This is a genomic window from Aquimarina callyspongiae (assembly GCF_034322225.1).
Taxonomy (GTDB): Bacteria; Bacteroidota; Bacteroidia; order Flavobacteriales; family Flavobacteriaceae; genus Aquimarina.
This window is the reverse complement of the sequence record NZ_JAXLPA010000006.1, coordinates 73879-90071: the sequence shown is the minus strand read 5'-3', so window position 1 is coordinate 90071 and position 16193 is coordinate 73879. Positions and strand designations below refer to the sequence as shown.

Below are 16193 nucleotides of genomic sequence, written 5' to 3'. Positions count from 1 at the left end.
ATAAATTGTTATCCATTCAGCGATAAATAGTTAACAAACAACTTTGAATTTTTATATCATTATGTATTAAGATAATATTATTACTTGTTTTGGAAATAATTAGGTAAGAAAATAGAATAGTTTTTAGCTTCATAACTGATTTAAATTGAATTTTTGAAACTAAAAACTATTCTAACTTTAAATTGTAAAAGTATATTCTAATTAAAATAAATATAGGTACTGATTACAATCAGACATATAATTACTCCAACTATTTTTGTATACTTCCAAGGAGTGATATCAACCTCCTTCGTGTATTCTTGTTCATAAGCTTGTTCTCTTGGATATAATTTTCCTATAATCAACATAATTATTACATTAAGAACAAAAAGAATCGCCATTACATGTAAGAAATGAGGGTATGATGAATCTGCTATAGCATCTAGTTCTGCTACATCTGTTATACCACTCACTTTTGCTGATTCAATAGCGTTATTTTTAACAATTGGTTTTATAACAAATTGACTAATTATATACAATATTGATCCAGATATGATTCCTATTTTACCGGCGATCGCTGGAACTTTCTTGGTAAGGTATCCCACAACAATAATTGTTAATATAGGAATACTATAGATGCCGTTTACTTCTTGTAGATATTCAAACAGACTTCCTGCTTTTGCTATAAATGGAGCTACAATCATAGCTAATAATGCTAATAAGATTCCAAAACCCTTTCCGGCTTTTACGACTTGCTTCTCACTCGCTTCTTTATTTATATATTCTTTATAAATATCTAAACCAAAAAGTGTTACTGAGCTATTTAAAGCACTGTTAAACGAACTTAAAATTGCTCCAAATAAAACTGCTGCAAAAAAACCAACTAGCGAAGCTGGTAATACTTTACTCACCAATGTAGGGTATGCTTCATCCGCTACAGCTAACTCTCCTTTAAAAAGATAATATGCTATAATCCCTGGTAACACCACTATAATTGGTCCTAGTATTTTAAGAAAAGCACCTAATAAGAGCCCTTTTTGTCCTTCTTTAAGGTTCTTTGCTCCTAATGCTCTCTGGATTATAGCTTGGTTAGTACCCCAATAGAACAACTGAACTAGCATCATTCCCGTAAAGATAGTAGCAAAAGGTATTGAAGAATCGCTGGAACCTACCGCATTGAATTTTTCGGGATGGGTTGCCATTAACCTAGTTATACCTTCAGAAATGCTCCCGCTTCCTATTTCTAACAGTCCAAATACAGGAATCATGATACCTCCTATCAATAAACCTACTGCATTAATAGTATCAGAAACCGCAACCGCTTTTAAACCTCCAAAAATAGCATAAATCGAACCGGTTATTCCTATACCAATCACACAAATCCAGATCGAAGCTTCTTTAGAAACTCCTAATAATCCGGGAACATCGAACATAGTACTTATTGCTAATGAACCAGAGTATAAAACTATTGGTAAAAACACTACTACATACCCTGTTAAGAATAAGCCTGAAGTTATTGCTTTGGTAGTAACATCATATCGTCTTTCTAAGAATTGCGGAACAGTAGTGATTCCTCCTTTTAAATACCTGGGTAATAAAAATATTGCCGTAACCACCATTGCAATTGCAGCAAGAGTCTCCCAAGCCATTACCAGAATTCCTTCTGTAAAAGATTGACCATTTAAACCAACTATTTGTTCGGTTGACAGATTGGTCAATAATAATGATCCCGCTATTACTACTGCTGTCAAACTACGACCCCCTAAGAAATAACCATCAGAAGAATTTTCATCAGTCTTTCTAGTAGCAATATATGATATGATTGCAACTAAAAGTGTAAAGCCAATAAAAGATATAATACCCATATTAAGATTTTAATGATTCTGTTAAAAAATCATAAAAATATTAGATATAATCCTAATACAACTCTTGTATTTTTAAAAAAAAGAGCTTGTATAGTTTTTGTATAGTTATTTTTGGGTATTTCAGATCACTAAATGTGCGATCTTATTTATTTCTTATAATGAACTTTATACCTCCAATAAGAAATGGCTCCTAAAATTGCTAGAAAAACAACAGAATAATATACAGAATTAGGAGTAATTACTTTATCTCCGCTTGCATAAGAATGCAATCCTTTAAGGTAAAAATTCACTCCAAAATATGTCATTAAAATACTATAAACTGCAATTACCGACATTAAGTTATACCACCATCTACTACGTAATCCAGGTACTAAACGCATATGAATTACAAAGGCATATATCATAATACTCACTAGTGCCCAGGTCTCTTTTGGGTCCCAGCCCCAATATCTACCCCAACTTTCATTAGCCCACATTCCACCAAGAAAATTTCCTATGGTTAACATAACTAAACCAATAGTAAGAGCCATTTCATTAACAATGGTTATCTCTTTGATATTAAGATCCATTCTCTTCTTATTAGAAGAAGTAGTCATAATCATTAATAATAAGGCAAGAATTCCTAAAATTGCTCCGACAAAGAATGGACCATAACTACCTACAATAATAGATACATGAATCAATACCCAATAAGAGTCCAAAACAGGTTGTAGATTTGCTATTGCTGGATCTGTCCAGTTTTGATGAGCAAAGAATAATATTATGGCTGCCACAAAGGTTGTTGCTGCAATAGTAAGATTACTTCGCTTACCAAACGCAAGACCTATTGCCAATGTCATCCAGGCAACATAAATCATAGATTCATAAGCATCACTCCAAGGTGCATGACCCGAAACATACCAACGAATTATTAGACCAGCAGTATGAGCAATGAAGAGTAAAATTACCAAACCTATGGTTCCATTAATCAAAGCTCTTATTACTTTAGATTCTTTAAATATTCTAAATATCACGAAAATCATTAAAAACAATCCGATCATCATATAATATCTATACAATGTTCTAAAGATATCATACTTATTTAGAGCAATCTCTGCTTTTATTTTTTCTTCAGATGGTAATACTTCACTACCATATTTTTCCTGAAAGCTCTTTATACTCTCTACATATTGATCTGGTCTACTATAATCTCCTGTTTTTCTTGCTTCGGCTAATGACTGCCTATATATAGGAATAATCTGGCGAGTATATACAGAATCCATTCCGCTAAATTTTACTTCATTTAATTGCGGAACAGAAACCCATTTATTGCCTTCATCTTCTGGTACGGGAAAAACTCTAAGAATCCCTCCTCCTAAAGCTTGATTTAAAAGGTAAAATTTCTCGTGCGTTTTTAGGAAATCTTTTTCAAAACTACTTGGAGTATTTGTACTACTTGCTTTCTCCAGATATGGTGCTAGCTTATAGGACCCATCGTCCTCTACCAGGTCAATTAAAGATACTCTCCTTTCGGTTTTAGGAACGCCTAAAATTTTACGAATACTATCATTTTCTCTCTGAATTTCTATAATTGGTACACTGTACCAGATAAAAGGATTTTCTACCATAGAAACAAATACCTGATCAGCATTCAGACCTTCATATGTATCTTTTTTACTTAATTTACGAAGCAATTCTGACGAAAAAGTATTTACTGGTTTCATCCTTCCTCGTTCGTCCTGAATAACAATACTTCCAAACTTAGCAGCATGTTCTGCATCAACAACATTTGCCTTTATAATGGAATCAAGTTTTTCTTTACTTGGTAAAACATTTAAATGATCAGAATGATTTGGCTGTTGCTGTCCAAAAGAAAAGGTAGATACCAATATCGCAAGAAATACTGTCAATGCTTTCTTTTTAGATTTTACTTTGCTCAACATATCTTCTAAGTCTTTAAATCGTGATCCTCTTATAAAAAGAATTAACATTAACCCAAGATATAATAACATATATCCTGCATAGGTAATCCAGGTTCCCCAGCGATCATGATTAACGGATAAAACGGTACCTTTTTCATCTTGGTCAAAAGAAGCTTGAAAAAAACGATACCCTTTATGATCCAATACGTGGTTCATATAAATCTCATAAGGTCTGGACATATTATTATCTACAATATCTACTTTACTTTTAAAAGATTTATAAACGTTTTGTGTACCTGGATACTTTTCTGCAATAAAATCATTCAGTTTTAAAGCAAATGGTAATTCTAGTTCTTTAGAACCATATGCAAAATACATATCAAGACCTCCTAATTCTATTTTGGTCATGTTATTGTTATATCCTTTTCCTCCTAAGAGTTTTACTTCTTTTGATTCGTTTCCAGTGGAAACATTAAATATTAATGCATCTTGTTGACCTTTATCTTTAATTTCTATAGGAACAACATCATATTTACCGGTCGTTACAGGATCCGGAATTACAAATTGCATTCCGGCTGTTTGATAAAGAGAACGTAAGTTAAGAGGTTGAATACTATCTTTAAACAACAATCCTTGTTTTTGATCTGCCATTCTAAGGTATGATCCATCAAAAGGAGAATCAATCATATATTCATCATCCTTATAGATAATATTAATTGCTCCCTGAACTTGCTTATTGAAGCTTATTAAAACATTATGAATGTTAGATACTTCTCCTTCTTTTAAGAAATGATCGTGTCTATTACCATCTCCTGCTTCAACAATTTTTAAATAATTCTCGCCATCTTCTGTTTCTACTAACCCCATTTCGGCACCCTGAATATAATTCTTATATTGAATAGTAACAGGTTGCTTATTGTAATCAGTATTTATTGTAAAATTATTAGCTGTAGCTTCTGCCAATTCTAATGGTTCAGAAATAATACGTCTTCGAGCTTTTCCATCAATTTCTCCGTCTAAGAATATTGTTAAGTATGTTTTCTCAGAAAGAAATACGGATGTAGTTTCTCCTTCTCGAATAGGCATAACACCTTCATAACTAATATATCTTGTTACAAACGCTCCAACAATAATTAATATAAAAGATACGTGTAATAATAAAGTAGGCCATTTCTCTCTTTTATACAAACGATAACGAGCAATATTACCGCAGAAATTAATGGCAAAGAATACCATAATTGCTTCAAACCACCACGTATTATATATCCATATTCTTGCGGCTGTAGTACCGTGAGCATCTTCTAAGAAAGTACCTATTCCCATAGATGTTGCAAAAACAATAAATAAAATGGCCATTAATTTTGTGGAGAATATAATGCTTATAAGCTTTTCCTGCATAACAACTGTAATTTTAACTCGGCAAATTTAATCTTTTTGACAGGATAATATTGCATTATTTTCTTTCGTTTTAATGGTTTTAACAGAAGTATGTATTTATACCACTATATTCTATTGTTCTTATCCATTGAGAAAGAAGAATTCATACCATAAAATGCAATGATTTTATGATAAAAACAGCACTAAAAAGTAATTGATTTTTATATAATCAGAAGCTTTTTAAAAAATCATCTATTCTTTTTTATAATAGAAATAATTTAGAAAAACGTAAAAAGTATTATTGTGCATTTTAAGGTTTCTTCCTTATTTTAGCCGAATGATTAGAGTAGTAATTCTTGGTGCAGGAAATGTAGCTCAGCATTTATACGCTGGTTTAAAAAAAGAATCTTCTGTACAAATTATACAATGCTACAATAGAAAAGGAATTGTATGGGATTCTGATAAACAAAAAACAACTGTAGTTAAAGATTTAAACCTATTACAAGAAGCAGATGTTTATATTTTAGCTTTAAGTGATAATGCTATTGAAGAAGTTTCTACAAATCTATCTTTTCAAAATCGATTAGTAGTTCATACTTCTGGAAGTATACCTATGAAATCAATACACAATACTAATAGAAGAGGTGTATTTTATCCGCTACAAACATTTAGTAAAGAAAAAGAAGTTAATTTTCAGGAAATTCCTTTCTGTATAGAAGCTGAAAATAAAGATGATGAGACTACTTTAAAAAAACTGGCTTCTACCTTGTCTAATAAAATATACTCTATCTCATCAGAACAACGCAATGTTTTACATGTATCTGCAGTTTTTGTAAATAACTTTACGAATTACCTAATGTCTACAGGAAAAGATATCTGTGAGACACATCAAGTTCCTTTTGAAATTTTACATCCCTTGATTATAGAAACAGCTGGCAAAGCAACGAATATGAATCCGGACGAAGCACAAACAGGACCCGCTATTCGCAAAGACAGTAAAACAATTGACAGGCATTTAAAAATATTAGAAGATCCTACACAAATAAAAATATATAAAACCTTAACAGAGGCTATACAATCTAAATATGGAAAAAAGCTATAAAGAATATTTGAACCATATCACTACTTTCATTTTTGATGTAGATGGTGTACTGACAGATGGAACAGTTATCATCAATACAGACGGAGAGTTACTAAGAACCATGAATATCAAAGATGGATATGCTTTAAAGACAGCTATACAACAAGGCTATAATGTATGTATTATTTCTGGTGGCAAAAATGAAGGAGTAAGAAAACGTTTAAAAGGACTCGGTATCACTGATATTTATCTTGGAGCTCATCATAAAGTAGAGCAACTAGATGAGTATATGAGTAATTATAATATCAAAATCGAAAATGTACTTTATATGGGTGATGACATTCCTGATCTACCGGTTATGGAAATGGTAGGTTTACCAACTTGTCCTCAAGATGCTGTAGCAGAAATCAAAGAAGCATCAAAATATGTTTCATATAAAAAAGGAGGAAAAGGATGTGTAAGAGATGTAATTGAGCAAGTCCTGAAAGTACAAGGTAAATGGATTACTGATTTTGATGCCGAAGCATAATAACAAAGACTTATAAAAGATCTAGAAATGAAACTAGTATTTGCTACTAATAATTTAAATAAATTAAAAGAGGTTCAGGCATTGGTTCCTTCACATATAAAATTATTAAGTCTTTCTGAAATTGGATGTACTGAAGATATCCCAGAGACTTCAGCTACTATAGAAGGTAATGCCATACAAAAAGCTGAGTATATCAAACAAAATTATGGCTATGATTGCTTTGCCGATGATACCGGGCTTGAAGTTGAATCTCTTGACGGTGCTCCTGGCGTATATTCTGCCAGATATGCAGGAAGTCAAAAAGATGCGGACGCAAATATGAACAAACTTCTCACAGAATTAAAGGAAAAGAAAAATCGTAATGCTCGATTTAAAACTGTCATTGCTCTGGCGGTTGGAGACACTCTGGAAAAATTCACAGGCATTTGTGATGGTTTAATTACAGAAAAAAAACAAGGAAATAAAGGTTTTGGATATGACCCCATATTTATGCCTTCTGGATATTCTCAAACATTTGCAGAACTGCCTTTATCCGAAAAAAATAGCATAGGTCATAGAGGAAAAGCAGTTCAACAATTAATAATTTATTTAAATTCTTAAGCTATTATTCTGCTCCTGGAAAAGCTAGCATCTCTCCCATTCCAACTGTAAATAACCAATTTCCATATATAGCATGTTCTATAGAAACCAAGGTTGTTGATTTGGTTTTTTGATATGTAAAAGCAAATAATAATCCTCCTATAAAAGTTAGTAATTGTACCAAAAAGCTTTTTAAAAAAATATGAGCAAGAGAAAACAATAAGGCATTAATAAAAATAAGTAACCATTTATTAGATACTAATCTTTCATATCTATCATAAAAAAAAGTTCTGTAAATTATTTCCTGAGGCCAAACTGAAAGAAACGTATACACAAAAAGAATAATTATCCATAATTCTGGTTTTTTAACCAATACAGAAAATAATTTATCAGGTGCTATCCAAGTAACATATAAAGTTGTAACAACTATTACCACCAATAATTTGATAACGGTTGCTTTCCAAAAAGGTTTCCAATATTCTTTGCCAGGAAATCTAAATTTTAAAAGCCCCGATCTCTTTAAGAGAATTAATATATATACAAACCCAATTAAGGTAAACCCTATCTTAATCTGTATGGGATAATTTAATAAGAAACTCACAGGAAGCAAAACAAACAAAAGAAACAACTCCAACCCCCTAATATACGTAGATGACATCATTCTAGTTTTTGACTAATTTCTGTATAAAAAATGAAACTCGTTACTTTTTAACAAATAAAAAAGCCTCTTGGGGTATGAGGCTCATCAATTGGGGCGAAAAAGTTTCAGGGCAAAACAGCTAATCAAATTTTATTATCCATACTAATATTGTTATATAGTATTTTTAATACTTCAAAAATAAATCATTTTCGAAATTATCTTACAAAGACAAACTTCGAATTCATTAAAATATCCGATTAAAAGCATTTTTAATCGCTTAAAAACATTTTCATCAAATTATCTCATTATAAAAGAATTATTTAAATAAAATTAAAGAAAGTACTGATTATTATTAAAAAAAGAAGCCTCATTGGGGTATGAGGCTTATTAGCTTGGGGATATTAATTCTGTAGGATATCTTCCAAATTTGGGGCATTAACTTAAACAAACAATTATAAACTTTCCTTTACTTCTTATCTCTGGTACAAAGATATTATAGGATCACGTTTTTTAATTAAAATCAAAGGCAAACACTTTACAAAAAACCGATTAAACACCTAAAACATCGATTAAATACAATTTTATCTTATTATGTACACATAAAGTATTGTTTGTATTCTCTAATTTATTAAGATTAAACTTATGTAGACGTTGCATAAATTTTATTAATATCGTAACATTACATCCTTAAAATTATGAATTCGGTATATGGAAAGTCAAAACATCACTCCTTCTAAACCCCAAAATGAAGAAATTATTGAAAACAAAGAACTAAACATTTGGGAAGCATTGATTCCTATTATAGCTTTAGTAGGAATGTTATTTTACAATGTAACATATGCATTTGGAGATGATGCTCTGAGCGGAAGTAATCAATTTATCTTACTTCTGGGAGCAGCTGTAGCTGCCATTGTAGGTTTCTTTAATAAGGTCTCTTATAAGCAAATGATGGAGGAGATTGCTAAAAATGTAAAATCCACTACAGGAGCTTTATTAATATTACTGATGGTGGGATCTCTTGCCGGAACTTGGCTAATTAGTGGTATTATACCAACTATGATCTATTATGGTTTACAGATTCTTAATCCCACAATATTTCTACCTGCATGTGTAATCATATGTGCTATTATTTCTATTGCCACAGGTAGTTCCTGGACAACTTCTGCCACAGTAGGTATTGCATTGATAGGAATTGGTGATACTTTAGGAATCTCTCTTGGTATGACAGCAGGAGCTGTAATTTCTGGAGCGTATTTTGGAGATAAAATGTCTCCCTTATCTGATACTACAAACTTGGCTCCAGCTATGGCTGGTGGAGAATTATTTTCGCATATCAAATATATGACATATACAACAGTACCAACTATTGTAGTCACGTTAATCGTTTTTATCATTATTGGCTTTACTCTTAATACTTCTGGAACACCAGAGATTGGTGGACAGTTAGCAGCCATTAAAAGTGCTTTTAATATTTCTCCGTGGTTATTTCTTGTACCAGTGCTTGTTATTGGTTTGATTATCAAAAAAACCCCTCCTTTAATTGCTCTATTAGCTGGGACATTACTGGGCGGAATTGCAGCAATTATTGCTCAACCAGAAATCGTAATGAGTATTGCGGATAGTAAAGATTTTACATTTAACGCAGCTTATATTGGTGTTATGAAAGCTATGACTGTTGATGTAAGTATCGAAACATCTAGTGCTGAACTTAACGATTTATTTACCTCTGGCGGAATGAACGGTATGTTAGGTACTATATGGTTAATTATATGTGCAATGGTATTTGGAGGCGTTATGGATGCTATTGGCGCTCTGGCCAGAATAAGTAAGGCGCTTCTTAATCTGTTTGATTCTGTTTTTGGACTTTTTGCAAGTACCGTTGCGAGTTGTTTAGCATTAAATGTTACAGCTTCTGATCAATATCTAGCTATTGTAGTTCCTGGTAGAATGTATGCCAAAGCATTTAAAGATAAAGGACTAGCTCCAGAAAACTTAAGTCGTACTCTTGAAGATTCAGGAACGGTGACATCAGTTTTAGTTCCCTGGAATACCTGTGGTGCATATCAAAGTGGAGTATTAGGAGTACCTGTTGTTGATTATTTCTTTTTTGCAATTTTCAATTGGTTAAGTCCTTTTATGACATTAATCTTTGCAGCTTTCAGAATTAAGATCAAACAATTATCAGAAAAATAGATTTTAATACTTTAAAATATATAACAAAAAAGCACATTAAAATCAATGTGCTTTTTTGTTATACGCACATTATCTACCTTCGATTATAGGTATCGGCTTTTTATTATTATCCACAGCTACAAATTTAAAATGACCAGAAACAGCTATTTCTCGGTCATAACTATACATATCTTCTTTATATATATCCACTTTTACATTACAACTAGTTCTGCCCACTTCTGATACTTTTGCTACTAGTTCAATAATTGTACCTTCAGGAATGGGTTTTTCAAAATCAATTTTATCAGTTGAAATGGTGACAACTTTTTTTCTACTAAAACGCGTTGCGCAAATAAAAGACACTTCATCCATTAATTGTAAAGCAGTACCTCCAAATAAAGTTTCATAATGATTTGTAGTATTAGGAAACACAGCTTTAAAAATTCGTGTTTCTGATTTTTCAATCAATTCTTCTATAGAGTTCATATAATCGGGATATAATTTTTTCTTATGGTTATACATACCAAAGGTAAATGTTATCCTAGTATCTTTGCAGTATATTAAAAAAACTTCGAATGAATATTATAGAAAGTTTACGCTGGCGCTATGCTACCAAAAAATTTGACTCCACTAAAATTCTTCCAAAAGAAAAAATAGATATACTTTCAGAAGCTTTTAATCTAACAGCAACCTCTTATGGGTTGCAACCTCTTAGATTACTCGTCATAAAAGACAAGGAGCTTCAAAAACAGCTAACAGAGCATTCCTGGAATCAACAACAGGTTGCAGAAGCTTCTCACCTGTTGGTTTTTTGTATCGAAAATACGGTAAGTGAAAACTATATTCAAAAGCATTTTGATAATGTAAAAAACACACGCAATACCCCTGAAGAAGTTTTAAAACCTTTCCGTGATCAACTGGTAGATTCCTTTAAAAGCAAACCCGTTGAAGAAATTTCGAACTGGGCTGCTAAACAAGCTTATTTAGCGCTTGGAAATATATTAACTGTTTGTGCCCTGGAAAAAATAGATGCTTGTCCTATGGAAGGCTTTATCCCCGAAAAATATGATGAGATTTTAGACCTTAAAAAACTTGAGCTTACTTCTGTACTTGTTTTACCAATAGGTTACCGAGCAGAAGATGATATGTTTGCTGATTTTAAAAAGGTAAGACGACCGATTGAAGATACAGTTATTTTGTTTTAGTATCTATTTGATTCTAAATCTATAAAGCGCTAGGTTTAAGAAAAACACCTAACCTATTCAAGAAAGTTGGTTTTTCTCTATTAGAATACTGACTCTTTTCGGTATTTTTGCCGAAAAGCATTTTTAAATATAATCACACAGCTATGCCAGGATTTGAATTATTTGGAGACGAAGAAAGAAAAGAAGTTCAGGATGTCTTAGATAATGGAGTTTTAATGCGTTATGGATTTGACGGTAATCGAAACGGTCATTATAAAGCATTAGAATTAGAAAAAGATCTGGCAACTAAAATGCAAACCAAGTACGCTCAAGTAGTTTCTAGCGGAACTTCTGCATTAACGGTAGCCCTGGCTTCTGCAGGAATCGGTGCTGGTGATGAAGTAATTATGCCCACTTTTACTTTTGTAGCTAGTTTTGAAGCTATCCTATCCGTTGGGGCTGTTCCTGTTCTTTGTGATATTGATGACACACTAACCCTAGATCCAAAAGCTGTTGAAGCAGCAATCACTCCAAAAACCAAAGTCGTTATGCCAGTCCATATGTGTGGATCAATGGCAGATCTTAAAAGTTTGAAAGCAATCTGTGACAAACATAATTTAATTTTATTAGAAGATGCTTGTCAAGCTATTGGCGGTTCATATAACGGTAAGCCATTAGGAAGTTATGGAGATTTAGGTTGTTTTTCTTTTGACTATGTAAAAACAGTTACCTGTGGTGAAGGAGGAGGATTAATAACTAATTCGCAACAATATGCAGACAATGCTCATAAATATCAGGATCACGGACACGATCATGTAGGTAATGATCGAGGAGCAGAAACACATCCTTTTCTTGGGTATAACTATAGAATATCAGAACTCAACGCTGCCGTCGGAATTGCGCAATTACGTAAGTTAGATCATACGATTGCTCTGCAGAAAAAGAATTATACAATATTAAGAAATGCTCTCTCTTCTATACCCGAAGTTAGTTTTAGACGTGTTCCTGATACCGGTGAAGAAAGTTATGCTTTCTTAAGTATCTTTTTACCTGATGAAGAACTTGCTCAAAAAGCTCACAAAGCATTAGGACAATACGGAGTTGACGCCTGTTTCTACTGGTACAATAACAATTGGCATTATTATAAAAAATGGGAACATCTGTTAGATCAGAAATCTCTAACTAAGTTTTCTCAAGAAATACAAGAAGGACTACAAAAAAACAAAAGATCATTTGATGCTAGTGATGCCTGGATGAGTCGAACTATATCTTGTTTGATCAAAATTAGTTGGTCTGAAGCAGAAGTTCAGGAAAGAGCTTCAAAAATGATTGAAGCTTTCAAAAGTATTTTACAAGAAGCTTAAAAAGAGTAGATTAATACTCTACGTATTCTACAATTTCAAGACCATATCCTATCATTCCAACACGTTTTTGTTGTACTGAATTAGAGACTAATCTTAATTTATGAATATTAAGGTCGTGTAATATTTGTGCTCCGATTCCAAAATCTTTAGAATCCATTGCAATTTTAGGAGCTTTTATTACATCTTCTCCATTTTGAATTTCTTTTAATTCACTTAATCGATTAAGTAGATTAAGTGATTGGCTCTCTTGATTAATAAATAATATTGCCCCTTTACCCTCTGAATTAACACGTTGAAACATTGCGTCCAAACGCTTATCAGCGTTATTGGTAAGGGTTCCTAAAATATCATTATTAAACAATGTGGAATTGATCCTGGTTAAAACCGGTTCATTCTCAGCCCAATTACCTAATGTAAGAGCAATATGGATTTGATTATTGGTAGTTTGTTTATAGGCTCTTAATCTATATTTACCAAAACGAGTAACAATATCAAAATCTTCTTTCTTTTCTATCAAAGAATCATGTTGCATACGATACGCAACCAAATCCTCTATAGATATTAGTTTAAGATCAAATTTTTTGGCTACCTCAACCAACTGAGGTAATCTTGCCATTGTACCGTTCTCATTTAATATTTCTACTAAAATCCCTGCTGGTTCTAAACCGGCAAGTCTTGCCAAATCTACCGCAGCTTCAGTATGTCCGGTACGTCTTAAAACGCCTCCGTTCTTAGCTCTTAATGGAAAAATATGACCTGGCCTACCTAAATGATGTGGTTTGGTATTATCATCAACAAGCGCTTTAATAGTTTTTGACCTATCGTGAACTGAAATCCCTGTAGTACATCCATTTCCGATTAAATCTACAGATACTGTAAATTGAGTTTCGTGTAATACGGTATTATTTTGAACCATCATATTGAGATCCAATTCTTCACAACGATCTTGAGTTAAAGGAGCGCATATCAAACCCCTTCCATGAGTAGCCATAAAATTGATCATTTCTGGCGTTACTTTCTCTGCCGCTGCAATAAAATCTCCTTCATTCTCTCTATCTTCATCATCAACTACTATAACTACCTTACCCTGACGGATATCATCTATAGCTTCTTGAATCGAATTTAATTGTATTTTATTTTTAGTCTTAGCAACCTGCGACATAATTGTAATATTGTAAATTAAAGGACAAAGGTAATTTATATAATTCTTTTGAAGAACTCCCAAGTGAATTATCTGATGGATTAAATATCCATCAATTTATAATCATCTTGATCCTTTTGTAATTGATTAAAATAATTGTTGGATTGACATTAATTATAAGCCTTTTTTCTTTTCCTTTTTAGACTTTCTTTTTTCAAAGAAATCTCTAATTGGTTGTATAAAGTTATCAAAACTAAAAAAACCTTGATCTGTTGTAGCTCGGTATGTTAAGAATATACTCAGCGGGAAAATAATAAATGTAGAAAGCCAAGATCCTAAAAATGGTGGTATCCCTCCTTCTTCTGCACTATTTTTTGCAAAAATACCTATAAAATGATACGTTAAAAACAGTACAACTCCTATTACTATTGGCAAACCTAAACCTCCTTTACGAATAATTGCTCCCAAAGGCGCCCCAACAAAAAACAATAATATGCAAGCAATTCCTAAAGCATATTTATTATGCAATGACATCTCATATTTATTTAATGCTCGCCTTTTTATTTCTTGATTCTTCTCTGTAGTATTTAGTTTACGCAGACTACCATCGGTACTTGAAAAAGCAAGATTATAAATCTGCATTTTTTCTTTTGTAGTAAAATGATCTTTAAAATCTAATGTATCCACCTCTTTTTTCTTTAAAGTATCTACTTTTAAATTTTTATTTAACTCATTAAAACCATTTCTTTTATTAATATCATCCCTGGTTGACCTAAGTTCTTCATTAACTTTTAGAGACAACGTGTCTATCTCATAACGTAATCCTGTTACGTTAAGCATATTATACCCTTTTTTATACTGTTGTTCATCCATATCTACATTATCTAGAGAAGACAGATCCATATTGAGTACATATTGTTCGAAATGTGTTTTTGCAAAAGGTAGCTTTTTTCTTCTTTTAGGAGATTTTTGTTGAATCTCATCATAATAATTACCATCATTAAGAATCAAGGTAATCAGATCAGAATCTATACTCCCTTTTAATTCTCCATCTACTGCTTTAATTACAGTAAAATTACCAGGTCGTGCTGCTTTTTTATGTATAATTATATCTTTGAGAAATTCATCGTTCTCTCCATATTTTTCTCCAACCTTAATATTGATATCCCCTAAATCATTAAATTGATTCGGGGTGATTACCATAGCTGGTTTTACTTTTACAATGTTTTTCCTGAGATTTACAAACCTTTTTTCTGAAGAAGGAATAACTGTATTAGAAAAAAGAAAAGCTCCAATACCCACAAAAAATATAAAAACAGATAGCGTTCTCATAGCTCTCTGAAGTGATATTCCTGAGGACTTCATTGCCGCGAACTCATAATTTTCTGCAAAATTACCAAAAATCATTATCGAAGTTAACAGAATAGTAAGTGGCAAAACCATTGGAATAAGTCGTGGTGTTGCAAACGTCAGAAATTTAATAATTACTGAAACATCTAAATCTTTACCTGCCAATTCTGATATAAATAACCAAATAGTTTGCAGTAAAAGAATAAACATAATAATTATAAAGAGCGGAAAAAATGTCTTTAAAAAAGTGGTTAATATATATCTATCAAGTATTTTCACACGTTCAATTCTTTACCTATAAATAAGTCCCGAAACGATTCGGGACAAAGGTTTTGTTATATTATCAAATTTATTCAAAGATATATTTAATCTAGACGATTGATGTAATAATTTTCATATTTTGATTCGTCAAACATGAATAATTTCTCAGATAATGGCTGATTTGTTTTAAAACTATTTACTGTTATAGTAACATTAGTACCATTGTTCTGTATTTGAATCATTTTATAAATATGCTTGGTTTCCTTATCTATTCCTAGCAGTATTTCTTTTAAATCACTCTTAGAGTCGATCGGTATAAGTTTTACAAATTGGATTTTTCTACCACTTACATTTTGTACAATATCCATTTTATAAGTGTATCCTTCTTCATAAAATGTCAACATCTTTGAGGGAGTTACGCTGTTATCCTCTTCTTCGTTTTGAGATGAAATATTAATCTCTTCATCTTCGGGAATAATAACGTATAATTTTTTTCCATCATATAACTGAGCAGTTCCCATTAAATTAAGCAAATACTTATTTCCTCGAAGTGTAACATCTCCTCTTGTTTCTTGGGATACATTTTCAGCAGGATTATTAAGAGCATATTTAAACCCTATAACAATATTATCATAACTTCGAACTTTTTGAGAAACCTCATCCAAAAGTTCTTTAGCACTTTGTGCTTGTGTTGTAGTAATACAAAATGCAAATAATAGAAGTATTATATTTTTCATCATTTATTCGTTTCTTCTTTTAATTTAATTATT

Annotated in this window: 13 protein-coding genes; 6 read left to right on the top strand and 7 right to left on the bottom strand. The window is 31.9% G+C overall.

Translation table 11 applies throughout. The features are described from left to right. Positions 1–197: 197 nt before the first annotated feature. A complete protein-coding gene (locus U0D62_RS22355; RefSeq protein ID WP_322289586.1) occupies positions 198–1844 on the bottom strand; it encodes a solute:sodium symporter family transporter in 1647 nt (548 codons plus the stop codon). A gap of 146 nt (positions 1845–1990) precedes the next feature. Continuing rightward, the gene (locus tag U0D62_RS22350) at positions 1991–5143 is read right to left on the bottom strand and encodes a cytochrome c biogenesis protein CcsA (protein ID WP_322289585.1); all 3153 of its coding nucleotides are present in this window, start codon (positions 5141–5143) and stop codon (positions 1991–1993) included. A 316-nt stretch (positions 5144–5459) separates the two neighbouring features. On the opposite strand from U0D62_RS22350, the gene U0D62_RS22345 reads away from it, so the two are divergent. From U0D62_RS22345 to U0D62_RS22335, 3 genes are read left to right on the top strand one after another with little or no spacing between them, the layout of a single operon-like run. Beyond that, positions 5460–6224: a Rossmann-like and DUF2520 domain-containing protein gene (locus tag U0D62_RS22345; protein WP_322289584.1), complete on the top strand. Its 765-nt coding sequence runs from the start codon at positions 5460–5462 to the stop codon at positions 6222–6224. After that, on the top strand, positions 6208–6732 hold the full coding sequence (locus U0D62_RS22340) for a KdsC family phosphatase (protein ID WP_322289583.1): 525 nt from the start codon (positions 6208–6210) through the stop codon (positions 6730–6732). The genes U0D62_RS22345 and U0D62_RS22340 overlap by 17 nt, the downstream gene beginning before the upstream one ends. Positions 6733–6759: 27 nt before the next feature. Further along, the gene (locus tag U0D62_RS22335; RefSeq protein WP_322289582.1) at positions 6760–7332 is read left to right on the top strand and encodes a non-canonical purine NTP diphosphatase; all 573 of its coding nucleotides are present in this window, start codon (positions 6760–6762) and stop codon (positions 7330–7332) included. Positions 7333–7336: 4 nt separating this feature from the next. On the opposite strand, the gene U0D62_RS22330 is transcribed toward U0D62_RS22335, so the two are convergent. After that, on the bottom strand, positions 7337–7969 hold the full coding sequence (locus tag U0D62_RS22330) for a CPBP family intramembrane glutamic endopeptidase (RefSeq protein ID WP_322289581.1): 633 nt from the start codon (positions 7967–7969) through the stop codon (positions 7337–7339). A 690-nt stretch (positions 7970–8659) separates the two neighbouring features. Between U0D62_RS22330 and nhaC the strand changes: the two genes are divergently transcribed. Next, positions 8660–10144: a Na+/H+ antiporter NhaC gene (gene nhaC, locus U0D62_RS22325; RefSeq protein WP_322289580.1), complete on the top strand. Its 1485-nt coding sequence runs from the start codon at positions 8660–8662 to the stop codon at positions 10142–10144. Between the two features lie 69 nt (positions 10145–10213). Here the strand turns inward: nhaC and U0D62_RS22320 are convergent, their stop codons facing one another. Continuing rightward, entirely contained in the window at positions 10214–10609 is a 396-nt protein-coding gene (locus tag U0D62_RS22320; protein ID WP_322289579.1) for an acyl-CoA thioesterase, read from the bottom strand. Positions 10610–10698: 89 nt separating this feature from the next. On the opposite strand from U0D62_RS22320, the gene U0D62_RS22315 reads away from it, so the two are divergent. Both U0D62_RS22315 and U0D62_RS22310 read left to right on the top strand, forming a co-directional pair. Further along, entirely contained in the window at positions 10699–11328 is a 630-nt protein-coding gene (locus U0D62_RS22315) for an NAD(P)H-dependent oxidoreductase (RefSeq protein ID WP_322289578.1), read from the top strand. Between the two features lie 143 nt (positions 11329–11471). Continuing rightward, positions 11472–12671, top strand: a complete 1200-nt coding sequence (locus tag U0D62_RS22310) for a DegT/DnrJ/EryC1/StrS family aminotransferase (protein WP_322289577.1) — start codon at positions 11472–11474, stop codon at positions 12669–12671. A 10-nt stretch (positions 12672–12681) separates the two neighbouring features. Here U0D62_RS22310 and ribB read toward each other — a convergent pair whose 3' ends face one another. From ribB to lolA1, 3 genes are all read right to left on the bottom strand, one after another. Continuing rightward, positions 12682–13833 carry a 3,4-dihydroxy-2-butanone-4-phosphate synthase gene (gene ribB, locus U0D62_RS22305; RefSeq protein WP_322289576.1) on the bottom strand — a complete coding sequence of 384 codons (1152 nt, stop codon included), beginning with the start codon at positions 13831–13833 and terminating at the stop codon, positions 12682–12684. A 153-nt stretch (positions 13834–13986) separates the two neighbouring features. Further along, positions 13987–15441: an LptF/LptG family permease gene (locus U0D62_RS22300; RefSeq protein ID WP_322289575.1), complete on the bottom strand. Its 1455-nt coding sequence runs from the start codon at positions 15439–15441 to the stop codon at positions 13987–13989. A gap of 86 nt (positions 15442–15527) precedes the next feature. Next, on the bottom strand, positions 15528–16160 hold the full coding sequence (gene lolA1, locus U0D62_RS22295; RefSeq protein ID WP_322289574.1) for an outer membrane lipoprotein periplasmic chaperone LolA1: 633 nt from the start codon (positions 16158–16160) through the stop codon (positions 15528–15530). Positions 16161–16193 lie beyond the last annotated feature (33 nt).

Bases quoted from the DNA above. Each gene is read 5' to 3' on its own strand.
- U0D62_RS22330 (WP_322289581.1), bottom strand. From the start codon at position 7,969: ATGTCATCTACGTATATTAGGGGGTTGGAGTTGTTTCTTTTGTTTGTT.
- lolA1 (WP_322289574.1), bottom strand. From the start codon at position 16,160: ATGAAAAATATAATACTTCTATTATTTGCATTTTGTATTACTACAACA.
- U0D62_RS22335 (WP_322289582.1), top strand. From the start codon at position 6,760: ATGAAACTAGTATTTGCTACTAATAATTTAAATAAATTAAAAGAGGTT.
- U0D62_RS22320 (WP_322289579.1), bottom strand. From the start codon at position 10,609: ATGAACTCTATAGAAGAATTGATTGAAAAATCAGAAACACGAATTTTT.
- U0D62_RS22340 (WP_322289583.1), top strand. From the start codon at position 6,208: ATGGAAAAAAGCTATAAAGAATATTTGAACCATATCACTACTTTCATT.
- U0D62_RS22355 (WP_322289586.1), bottom strand. From the start codon at position 1,844: ATGGGTATTATATCTTTTATTGGCTTTACACTTTTAGTTGCAATCATA.
- ribB (WP_322289576.1), bottom strand. From the start codon at position 13,833: ATGTCGCAGGTTGCTAAGACTAAAAATAAAATACAATTAAATTCGATT.
- U0D62_RS22345 (WP_322289584.1), top strand. From the start codon at position 5,460: ATGATTAGAGTAGTAATTCTTGGTGCAGGAAATGTAGCTCAGCATTTA.
- U0D62_RS22310 (WP_322289577.1), top strand. From the start codon at position 11,472: ATGCCAGGATTTGAATTATTTGGAGACGAAGAAAGAAAAGAAGTTCAG.
- U0D62_RS22350 (WP_322289585.1), bottom strand. From the start codon at position 5,143: ATGCAGGAAAAGCTTATAAGCATTATATTCTCCACAAAATTAATGGCC.
- U0D62_RS22315 (WP_322289578.1), top strand. From the start codon at position 10,699: ATGAATATTATAGAAAGTTTACGCTGGCGCTATGCTACCAAAAAATTT.
- nhaC (WP_322289580.1), top strand. From the start codon at position 8,660: ATGGAAAGTCAAAACATCACTCCTTCTAAACCCCAAAATGAAGAAATT.